Raw genomic sequence first — 11,775 nt, forward strand, 5'->3', positions numbered from 1 at the left:
TATTGAGAGTCAAATTTATGTAAAATTAGTTTACTTTTGAAGCTTGCGCTACAGTAAAACCAAATTTTGTTGCAATTTGAGTAGAAATCTCATCTAGTTTTGGAGATAGTCCGTCAATATCCCATAAACCGTTTGTACCACTTAATAATTTAGCTAACATGGTATCCACTTCAGCTTTAGTAAAGTACGGACTGTTTGTACCCGGTTTGTTTGTGTAACGCAAACTCATGATAAATCCATAACCTTCAGATAAAGAGTGTAATGCTTTTGCTCCTTGGTCTCCTGCAGTTAATTTTGCTTTTCCGTCCTGAAGGTAGTAAACCGCACGAACAGCAGGAACTATCGATAAGTTGGTTTTAATAATGGCAATCTGCACATCACGAACGGCATAGTCATTGGCGATAATGGCAGCTCTACCGGTTCTGAAAGCCAACTCAATAGCCGCTTTTGTTTTGTTGAAATCAGCATCAGCATTTACCTGATTGATATAAGAGCTCCAGTATTTAAAAACATTAGGCGTAACAGTAAGATTGTCAGTGCCGTAAATGTATCCGTAAGCCTCATCCCATGCATGTTCCATTGTAGTGTACTTAGTTCCGGCTTCTAATATTTTTTTAGTATTGTTTTCTTTATTTGAAGCCTCATCCAATTTGTTTGTACTCAAATAGTTGTTCAGAATCTGATCTAAAAGACAAGCTCCCATTAAACCTTTCAATAAAAGTTGTTGTGGCTCCATACCGTTTGCAGCAAATACTCTTTTGCTCGTTCCGTCCAGATAAACTCCTGCAACACCCGGGGCTGCGGTAGTACCTTGTGTTCCTGCCTGAGCATCTGCAAATGAATTTTCAAATACTTCACGTACAGCAACCTGCTCGGCACTTGAACCACCTCCTTGGTTTAGTACAAAATAATCTTTAGATGCGGCTGTTTTGTCTTTTAATTGTTTTCCGGATGCATTTAATCCTGCTCCGGTGAAACGTGCATTCTTGTTAGCATACATATCAGATAAAAAGGTTTTGTCAGCCACAGTTCCGTTAGTTCCGGCATTTTTGATATAATTACCCAATTCATCAAGCATTACTAAACGAGTTGTTTGTCCTGAATAATCAACAGATGTAGCACCTTCTCTTGTAAAAGTGTAGGTTGCCGGTACCGTGTAAGGAGCGATGCCTTGTTCTTGCGGTTTATTATCGTCATCGTTTGAGCAAGAAACGGCTGTCAGCATTAAAGCCGAAAAAGATCCAAGTAAAATTAAATTTTTAACATTCATTTTTATATTTATTTAGATTGAATTAACGTATGTGATTTGCAAATATATTTTAAAAATGCTATGAAGCAAAATTATTAAGAACTTATTCGTCAGCTTGTTGCTTGTTAGACGGGAAATGATGCGATCTGAATTTTGAAAATGATTTGTGATTTGACGCTTCGAAAGAGGTGCAATTCAACACTTTTATTGGAGAAATTAATGAAGTTAAAAAGGATGAAAAATACTTGTATGATTATAGTTCGTGGGATTAGGTTTCCAGGTGTTAAAATTAATTGCATGAAAGGGATTCTATGTTATGGAACAACATTTTTTGAGTACTCCATAAAAAGCAAAAATCCCAAAAGTATATTTGGGATTTTTGCTTTTAAAACAATAGTAAAAAAAGGCTACTGTGGTGTAATATCTGTTAAAGACAATGTAAACGGAATCTGTAATATTGGAACATAGCTGTCCGTTACTGAATAAGCTGTTAACATGAACGTAAATGTTCCGGCATTACTTTGTGGAGTACTGTTTAGCATCCAGGTGTTTATTCCTTCGGTGATCATGTCGGCGATAGCTTTTCCGTGATCCGCAACAGTCAATGTAGTAGGAGTAACCAGTAAAACCGGTACGTCTACAGAGAAGGTTGTAGTTGGAATGACATAGGTATAATCACATTGCATTTTTATGGTGAATTCCGTAACAGCTGCATTGATATTTTCTGTTAAAGAATCGAACAACGCCAGCATCTGAACACTAAGGGTACGCGTTGGCTGTACCGGATAAGTAGTAGTTCCGATGGTATTAATAGCTATTGCGTTATCGGCATTTAAGAACGGAATCAGTTTATTATAGAACATCACTTGCGGAGTCTGATAGATAAACAACGGATTAGTTGTTTCCCATGTTCCGTCTTCATTTTGTAATAATTCTTCATTTCTGATTACGGCGACACTGCTCCAGGCATTTTGCGCACTTAAGATATCAAGACCATTGATTAAAACAGTTCTTGAAGGATCATTGTTTCGGTCATCATACATCAAATAAACTTTCTCACCGGAGTCGTTTAGTTTGTAATACAGGAATTCATTTTTCTTGCCGTCTACCAATCCAATACTATAACCGTTAATTCCGACATTGATTTCGACATCAGCAGATTGTGGGTTATTATAATCAACAGTGACAATTAGATGATCCGTTCCATCCTGAGGACTTTCGGTGATGGTATAGGCCAACGTAAATGGTGGTGCAGGTGCAGGTGTACCAACCATTGCCTTCAAGAATTGGTTTCTTGGATTGACCTGATTGGTTAGTGACCATTGCTCTGCTACTTCATTTACGATATCTATAAAGGCCAGCATAGCATAACGAGCATTGATTGCCAAAGGTGAAGTTGCATTTAAAGTTGCAGGTGTAAGAAGTGCCAGGTAATTATCAAAATCAGCACTGATTTGCGGATAGGAATCAATAAACTGTGCTAATGCTTGGTATAACGGCAAATTCGGTGTATTCGCAGTGGCATAATAGCTCTGATTTTCATCGGTAACATTAAATTGAATTTCAGTTACTATGGTATCCTGTGCCGCAGATGGGTTTTGATACGTGTAATAGTACTCCCAAATACGAGCGTTTTGTATCGTTATGGCTTCCTGTTGGTTGGATTCGTTCAAAGGATAATCAAAGTTCTGCGCAGATATTGACGGTGGCGTCGGATAGGCACGCAATGGTACCGGTATTGTGGTTTCGCCAACATCGGTCATACCTGCCAGTGGACTGTCTTTGTGATCGATATCTCCATCAAGCGGAATAATAAATGTCAACCATGAAGAGGCCAGATAATCGTCTAAATCCGGTATATCGGTAATATCAAATTCCAAATGACTTACGCTGTACTCCATATCTCCAAAAGCGAAACTACGACTTTCTGCAGCATCTTTGGCTTCAAACATATACGTCAACCAAGAGTCTCCATTGGCGGTCGGTACTTTGGCCGTTGACAAAGAGTACTCAGTAGACTTAAGAACAGTGTCAGATCCGGCAGTCGTAGGATCAAGCCCCAACATTTTTCCGTATAAGGCAGGAACGTATGGAGCCTTCGGTGGCACGTTGTTTGAATTGGCATACTCGCTACCCGAATAGGCTGAATTTATACTCGCAGTTGTTTGTACAGAAGCAATATAACGATAAGCATTTGCTAATTGTATCAGGATTTGTTGTTTCCATTTGTCCTGCGCATTGCCAATATTTGAAGGCCCTTTTCCTGCGGTTGGTTCAATAATAAAGTCGATAGTACCTTCAATCGCTTCTGCCAGTTTTTGTTTGGCATCCAGTATTAATTGTAAATAATCAGGATCTCCGGCAAAGACATCACTTGCAGTCAATAAAAAGGCAGGGACAGAATAAGACGGACTTAGGAATTTATCAACAGCCTGTAAGAATTGTAAGCCCCAGCTGTCCATGTCAATACTCGTGTAATTTTTGGTTACACCGCTATCAGCAGGATATGCTTTACCTTGTTGGTACGTTTGTATTTTAGCGGAGAAGGACTGTAAACTGGTTGCCAACGGAATAGGAGCAAAATAGTAGACCTGTTCTTTATTGAAACCAAATTTAAGACCATTGGCACCTGTGCTGTCAAAACGCACCATCCAAAGAGGAGCATTTGCAGTGGTATCACTGTTTCCTTTGGTTAAATTGGCTCCGGTTGCGGCTTTAAGCACTATGCCTGCAGTAGGCTGATTGATAAAAGCGGCTTCAAATTGTTCCGCAAAATAAGAAAGTGCCAGCATACTGTTTACACCATTGTCTGATGAAGGCTGTATAACGGTATTGGATAAAGCCACTCCTGCAACAGTTGCAAAATTAGGATCCAAATTAGCAATACGTTTCATCGTTATACTGGTAGAAACCAATGAAATTTCGGGTAACGTTATGATGTTGCTTGTTGTTACTTCGGCATTTATTGTATACGTTGTCACTGCAGCCGGCTGTTGTCCGGCGATGATTGCTTTTAAATAAACAATAATCGGATTGATAAAATTAGTCAATAAATCAGTCGTTGTAATAACATGATCTGTTGAAGTAATTACTCCTTGTGCATTGGCCTGATCTTCTACGGTTGTAGTGTAATGAATAGCCATATCATTACTACTAAGCTGATAGTAGATATTCATATAAGTGATCATATCGATCTGAGCGTTATTCTGCGCTCCTTCACCTACATAACGAACGGTATTGAAATTAAAATTAAGGTTGATGTTAGGTTTACTGTTTACAGGACTGAAAATGTACGATACCGATACAGATGGCCACTGGCTTATCGCTATAATCGCATCGGCATACAATAATTGCATTGATGCATTTAACGGAGTGGTTCCGTTAGGCGGCACATTTCCAAACATATCCTGCCAGTTCAATACCATTTGTACCGTTGTACCTATGCCCGCATACGGATTCGGATATAGTGGATCTGTACCTGCAGGTTGGATGTATTTGTAGTAAGGCACCACCGCATTGTAGTTCCAATCTTCAACATCAACATTGGGTGAAGGGGTTCCGTTTTTGGTATTCGCAATGGCATCATCATCCATCGAATCTACCGGTCCTGTAGGGGTTGGATTGATGTAGGCCGGTATGGCCGGAACTGTTAATCCGATCAGATTGAATTGCGTTTCCAGATAAACTTTGTCTTCTGCTATTGTTGGTACCGGTTGTGTTGGAACATAATCCCCTGGGTTTTTACGGGTCACTTCATAACCGACTGTTCCCGGCAATAAAGTGGCGACACGGGTAGTATATTGTTGTGTAGCTGGCGCGGTATCCGGTGACTGTACATAAACTGAAGTATTAGAAGTATCAATAGAATCTCCTATTACAACACTGTTCACAAACGGACTTAGTATGAGATCGTCGTAAGTAACTACCAATGCCAGATTCGCTACTCCGTTACCAGCAAATAAGGTATCAGGTAATCCTTTATTTTCACTGTTATTGTAATAGAAGTAGAAGCCGCCACTGCGAACAATACTGCATTCCCATAAGAGTTTAATAAAGTCTCCGGCATCGTTTAGCGTATTGTAATCTCTTACAGGAGTTTCAACAAAAGCAGCACTGAAAAAGGCTTCTGCCGGATTGGTTTCTGTTGAAAGGTTGGCTTGTACGATAGCAGTTTTAAAACCACCATTGGCATCCGATATATAACCACCGTTTGAATCTGTTGTCGGATCAGGCTGATACAATACCTGAATCTGCTGTATGGTTTTGCTGCCGTCTTTATCACCATGTGTATTGAGGTAAGTCAACAGTTCTTGTAGATAAACTGTTCCTGCATCATCGGCACCTACCAGATTGTACATGTTATTTGATAATGGCGTTACTTGTCCGTCGACTGCTGTAATTTTTTGTAATGAAAAATTAACAACGGTACCCCAAGTGTAATTATTGACTTTTGCTTTGGTAGTTCCTGTACTGGTTGTGGTCAACGTTTTGACATCAAAAAGCCAGTCTTTTCCATCCGAAAAGATAGTGGTTAAGTTAGACGGTAATTTCCATAAGTAAGGTTTGTTGTCTACGCCACTGTAATAATCTCCCGGATATTGCCATAACGCCGGAGCTCCCAATGAGAAAGTTTGCGGCGTATCATTATAGTTGATAAGTGCAGCTGGTCCGTACGAAAGAGTAGGCGACAATGTAATCGCAGCTACATCATGTATGTGCTGAATCTCGCTGTCATTAATCGTTATGGTAAGCGTATTGTTAGTACCGGATACCATAGTAATCCAGGCCACATTAGGATTTTGCAATAAAACTGAATATTGATCACCCGCTTTCAACGTAGACGGAATCGCAATCTGCTGACCTGTTAATACATACAAAGGCTGTGTGATTCCTTTTGCTGCATCCGGTGGTTGCGGTAAGCGCAAACCATGAAGCATAAAACGAGATGCCATACCTCCAATTCCCTGTACACTGTCGGCTACTGCGGCGGTAACTACATCACTTACTTTGCCTTTAAGAGTATCTTGTTTGGTCAGATAATCTGAGGCAGCCTGAAGTGCTTGTTTGGCCAATAACGCTACAAAATCGGTAAAGATAAAGGTAGGGAAGGAGAGGTTATGCTGTTCTTCATAAGTCGGATCGGTTACATTACTGCAATCGGTCGAATCGTAATATTCTGCCGTAATACCGGACTGGTAATCTACTCCGGCTGAAGCTAGCAATACCGTTATATCACTGATGTAATTTTGAGTACCGGTCATGTTTTGGGTAGCAAAATTTACAGGAGTACCACCAGTGCCGTTCAGATTTGTGTTCAGAGTTAACTCCGGTACTACAGGGAAAACTGCAGCATCCATACTTCCGCTTTGTGTAGCATCAACTGCACGGATATTTAACTGGAAGTACGTACTAAAGAAAGTCTGTATATCGTCATGCGCCGCATTTATATAATTGAATGGCGCTACATTATTAGGTCTTGTATTAAAGTAGCAAAGCAAGATAGCGATTTGATCTGCTGTGATTTCTTGTGCTTTTAACCAATCCAGACCGGTATTTTCACTTGTATTACCAATTAGAGCATTAATTGCCCAGTATAATACACCTTCTGTTAATGAAGAAAGACTGTTGCTGTTAACATCTGTATTGATGTAAAGCATAGAAGCATATTGCGGTCCTGAAGCTCCTGTTTCTCCCGATACCGTAAGTTGCGGGAAGAACAGTAAATCCAAAGGTACTTTTGCAGCGGGTTGAATTGGTTGCCATTTCAGTACTATTGGCGTTGTGGTCAGGCTTAACAATCTTGCATTTCTGGTTCCCATGTCTAGTGCCGCTATAGCATTTGATCCTTTTACCGGACAATTAATCCATGGCGCATTATACGAGGTGTCGCTACCAATGATAAACGAGGCACTGATCGTAGCGCTAAAGTGTAAGGATACTTTAATAGAGAATAAACCTAAATTAATTTTAACGGTAAGTTTTACAGAAACACCTGCTTCAAAAGTAATTGGTATTGGTTTGTAACTTTCAATGACCATCGTGATATAGGCATAGGCCATGATATCTAATCTGGCCGATATAATGGCAAAATTAATCTCACCATAGATATGTCCTGTCAGACCAAAAGTTCCCGTAATTTTATAATAGGTTTCGTCATGGGTATCCCGAGAAGTATTAGCACTGAAAAAGCCTAATACACCCTGAAAAATACCAACAGCAGTAAGCGAAAGACCAGCCTTCATTATACCTGAATCAACCGTTTTACCAACTCCTAAAGAAAGTCCTAAACCGAATTCAATAACAGGATTGAAAACCCCGCAAGTAGTAGTCGGTACATTGTTCGATGTAGCTCCGCTCAGATAACCGAAATAGAATCCACCGAATCCCAGAAAAGGGAATACCTGCACAGAGAAGGAGCGGGAGAAATCGGTGATACTGGCCGGGAAACCAAAGTCCAGATAAAAATTACCATTGGTGTATACTTTTACTCCAATAATAGGAAGTGTAATCGAGACTTCTCCAAATTCGAGATGTCTGAATTGATCCGGCAATTGCAAATCAATCTGATACATTCCGATCGAGTCGTTTATTTTTTTATAAAGAATTTCAAATTGAAGGTTTTTAAAGGCTCCTGCGTCTTTACTCACTCCAACTAACAATCCATACATGTTAGGGTCATTAAAAACCGCGGCGATACGATAAAATTTAGCCACCGTAAAGTCAGCTCCAATAAGCCAGTTGCTGTTCTGATCAAATATCAACGTACCCGGTTTGGTACTTGCAGCGGGTACCGGTATAGCAGTCGAACTTTCGTCTGATGTGGTGGTGAATGCTGCTCCCAATGCTGTAATAGCCGCGTCTACGGAGTCGAGACTTGGTACATCATACATCGTAACATGCTGCCCCATAGCGAGTAATTTCAAATCAAAAAACTCACTACCCATTCCCGGTACTGCCGGCATTTTGGTAGCATCACTTCCTTTACCGTCTTTTTGTAATGGGGAATCAGGTAAGATTGGAAGACCTAAGAAAGTACCATCAATAAAGATGTAAACACCACTGCCACCAATAGAATCGTCTTTGGTGATTTTAAGGGCTTTTATATTAATGAAGCCTAAGTCTACTTTTATCGGTATACTTGCTTCAATAGTGCTTTTTGCCGAAGTTTTGTATCGGGTGTATTTAAATTCAAAATCAGAGAGATCGATACTGTTTAATATACTCCATGGTGAAGACAAACTGAAGCCCGGGCTGAAGGTGCCAACCAAAGTGCTGACAATTTCGCCCAATGAAATTTTATCAAATTTAATATCGATGATATCATTTTCTGTACCGCTTGTATAGGTAATGGTACTGGCAAATTCGGGTATTTTTAAATAGACTTCTGTATCTGCTGTACCAAATTTATAACCAACTATAAAAGTCAGTCCAAGCATTTGTTTGGCATCTGCTATTCCTGTAATAGTTCCTGACGTTTTGCCATCCGTGTAAGTAATATCAACATTAGCACTCAGTTTCAAATCAAAAGAACTGTATTGTAAATGCCAGGCGACATCTCCTTTTACGTTGTAAGTGGATGATTTCGCTTTATCATTCGGCAAAATATCGGTAAAGTTTACGTTACTGATACTTGGCAGATTATCTTTTACCCAACTAGGAATGGTGTCATAACCCATACCAAAGGCTTGCAAAAAGGTAACGGCAATGTCTCCCAGTGAGATAACCTGATCGGTTCCTGTACTGGCGCCAAAGGTCCACGCATCGCCATCGTATTTAGCAAACGTGGTCAGATCAACACCGCTGTCCGGTGTATTTGGACCTATGTGGAATTGCCCGCTTATTTCTCCCGTAGTCTCACCTTGCTGGCTGCTGATGTCTAAAGCCAAACCAGTCATGGTAAAACTTAAATTTGGATTACTTATGGTAAAGAAAACCCAGTCGGTTACTACAGTGCAATTAAGAGTATAGTTTTTGGCATTTGGATCAATTTGAACCTGCAAAACGGTTATTTCCGATTGAAGGTTGATCTTGGTCCCAGTCCAAAACATGGTAAGTAAATCACCCAGTTGTATGGTTCCATCTATTAATTCTACACTTGCTTTAAAATTGGGAGCTTGTGCAGTTAGCAGTACATTGTTTGCCCCTGGTGATCCTATTGTAAAGTTGCCTGTAAAGGTAAACTCAGTAGTGATACCACCCGTTTTACCAAAACCTAAAACAAGACAATTAATATCAATAGCAGAAACCGCAAGACCGGGCAAAATTTGCCACTTATACTCAGGTGGTGTACTAATATTGACGGCGATATACTCTACTATGGTTTTGGATGAATTGTAACTAATGTCAATAGATTTTAGACCAAGTGTAGATAAGGTACTAAAAGGTTGCGGTAATGCAGCGGTCAGATTAACACCTCCAACTAATTGATAAAAATTAGAAATACTTGGGTACGGTGTATTAAAGTTTCCTTGTAACAACCAGGTATTATTGACGATAGGATAGACCATTTGTAAGGCTACATTAACAGCAGAACTTACCGCAATTGTTCCTCCCATTGCCCCAATCACCGGCATATTATTATCATAGACCTGCACCCCTATAAAAGGACTGGAAATTGAAAACCAATCAATTCCGCTAATAGCCCAAGTGCCATTTGAAAGTATGGCATTTAATTTTGAATACAAACCAACATCATCTGTAGCAAAAATAATAGCAACACTCATATCACCAACTCCAAAAGAAGTAGTGTCACCGGAAAGTGTAAAAGAGGTAAGCTTGTCATCCCAAGCCGCAGGAGATAAAGTAGCTTTATCTATGTTAAGTGTTCCGGAGATGGTTATATCTGAATAGAATTTACCGATAGTATCTGAAGTATCTAATACGTCAGGGACAAGAGTACATGTTCCATTTCCCTTTTCTATGTTTGCTTGTATCTCCTGATATAAAGTTTTCAGGGTTGGTGTTTTATCTTCAGTCATCTTTTTGCGGAATTACTTGTATTAATTACGTACAGATTAATCTTTACACTTGTTAGTTATTGGTATTTATAAAAACAAACAAACTCAACAATAATTTATCATTCAGTTCATCATGGTAAAATTGCTGCGTTCTAAAAAAATACTGCGAATATTCGTTTTGAGCATCTTTTGTTTGTATGGTAAAATCTCCCATTTTAACCGGAGATGATGGATCATCATTTTGTGGCCATGATTGAGGTCTTTCCTGCATTGAATTGGCAATAGCCTGAATTGCTTTAGCGTCAGGGTCGGTTTCTACAGCGCTTAATGGTAAGGTTGGGTATACAACTCCAGCGCCGGCTTTAGCTAAATAATAATATGGGTTGGCAAAGTTAATAGCGAGGTTGGCTGTGTTTTTTCCCTCAAATACAAAAGGTATATTAGAAGCATACATCATTTGATTAAATACAGGAGGAGGCAAACCAGGTAAGCTGACAACCAGAACTTGTCCATCTTGAAGCTCATCAATGGCTTTTACCAGAGCATTATTTGCTAGTGAAGTAATTGTTTTTGCGTTGCGAGGAACGTTATAGTCTTTAAGAAATGCCAGTAGTTTTGGATTGGTAAAGGGACCACCATCAGTATCTATACCTAAAAAGTAATTCTTTAAATCATTATAACTGTCATCAGTAACATTGGCAAGTACAAGTAATACAGCTCGGGTTTTGAGAGTACCTGTACCGTTTTTTTGTACGTATAACATTGAAAGTGCCAAATTAAAAAGAAGACTGGCGGCTGTCGTGGGTAATGTAGTGAGACCATTATAAGCATCACTCATCCCGTAAGCACTACACAGGTTTATATTTTTGTATTTAGGACTTTGATTGGTTGCAAGTGAATAAATATAATTAGCCTGTTCCGACCTAATGGCTAGCTTTGGATTATCCATGTATAAGTCCCATTGCTGATCCGTTAATGTCGGATCACTCATGTAAAAGCCCCTATCTCCAAAACGAGGACCAATAGCCTGTACATCTTCTAAGGGCAATGTAGTGCTACCTCGCAGGATGCTGTTGTTATAAACCGCTTTCCCCCATTGGAAAGGTTGTAGTACAATAAAACAATTGGTAAGATACTTTGTAGACAAATTGGCCCCATCATCATACCCTCCGGTGATACCAAAATCTATTTGGTTGGCGGGTTTGTAAGTGGATGTAGGTTGAAATGATATAGTAGCCCCACCAATTTTTATGGGCTTGGGTACCTCTGTGCCTATTAAAACAATTTCAGGCAAAAGTAGGGCGAGTTTTTGTATCGTAGGTAAATCTGCAGCACCATCATCGTAAATACAGACCATTTCTTTACTAAAGCCGTAGCCAATTAAACGCAACATGATATTTACAGTCGAAACCTGATGACCAAATCCATTCGTATTGGTTACATAAGTACGAATTTCATTTTGAGCTTCAAAAAAAGCCGCAAGATTTTCTTTGTTTATTCCGGAGATTAGTTCCTGGTGTGAATTTGCGACACTAAGAACTTTGGCAGCTAATGTTTCAAACATATACT

The 11,775-nt window shown here is 39.6% G+C and carries 3 protein-coding genes; all 3 read right to left on the bottom strand.

The window, feature by feature from the left end:
• Positions 1 to 25: 25 nt before the first annotated feature.
• The gene (locus tag AB674_RS13815) at positions 26 to 1,270 is read right to left on the bottom strand and encodes a DUF4856 domain-containing protein (RefSeq protein ID WP_047777487.1); all 1,245 of its coding nucleotides are present in this window, start codon (positions 1,268 to 1,270) and stop codon (positions 26 to 28) included.
• A 386-nt stretch (positions 1,271 to 1,656) separates the two neighbouring features.
• Positions 1,657 to 10,227 carry a hypothetical protein gene (locus AB674_RS13820; RefSeq protein ID WP_047777489.1) on the bottom strand — a complete coding sequence of 2,857 codons (8,571 nt, stop codon included), beginning with the start codon at positions 10,225 to 10,227 and terminating at the stop codon, positions 1,657 to 1,659.
• A gap of 52 nt (positions 10,228 to 10,279) precedes the next feature.
• Positions 10,280 to 11,770, bottom strand: a complete 1,491-nt coding sequence (locus AB674_RS13825; protein ID WP_047777491.1) for a hypothetical protein — start codon at positions 11,768 to 11,770, stop codon at positions 10,280 to 10,282.
• Between the last annotated feature and the right edge of the window lie 5 nt (positions 11,771 to 11,775).

The sequence above is a fragment of the Flavobacterium sp. ABG genome (assembly GCF_001027725.1).
Classification (GTDB): Bacteria; Bacteroidota; Bacteroidia; order Flavobacteriales; family Flavobacteriaceae; genus Flavobacterium; species Flavobacterium cupriresistens.

Excerpts from the sequence above, each read along its gene's own strand:
- AB674_RS13815 (WP_047777487.1), bottom strand. The coding sequence starts at position 1,270 with ATGAATGTTAAAAATTTAATTTTACTTGGATCTTTTTCGGCTTTAATG.
- AB674_RS13820 (WP_047777489.1), bottom strand. The coding sequence starts at position 10,227 with ATGACTGAAGATAAAACACCAACCCTGAAAACTTTATATCAGGAGATA.
- AB674_RS13825 (WP_047777491.1), bottom strand. The coding sequence starts at position 11,770 with ATGTTTGAAACATTAGCTGCCAAAGTTCTTAGTGTCGCAAATTCACAC.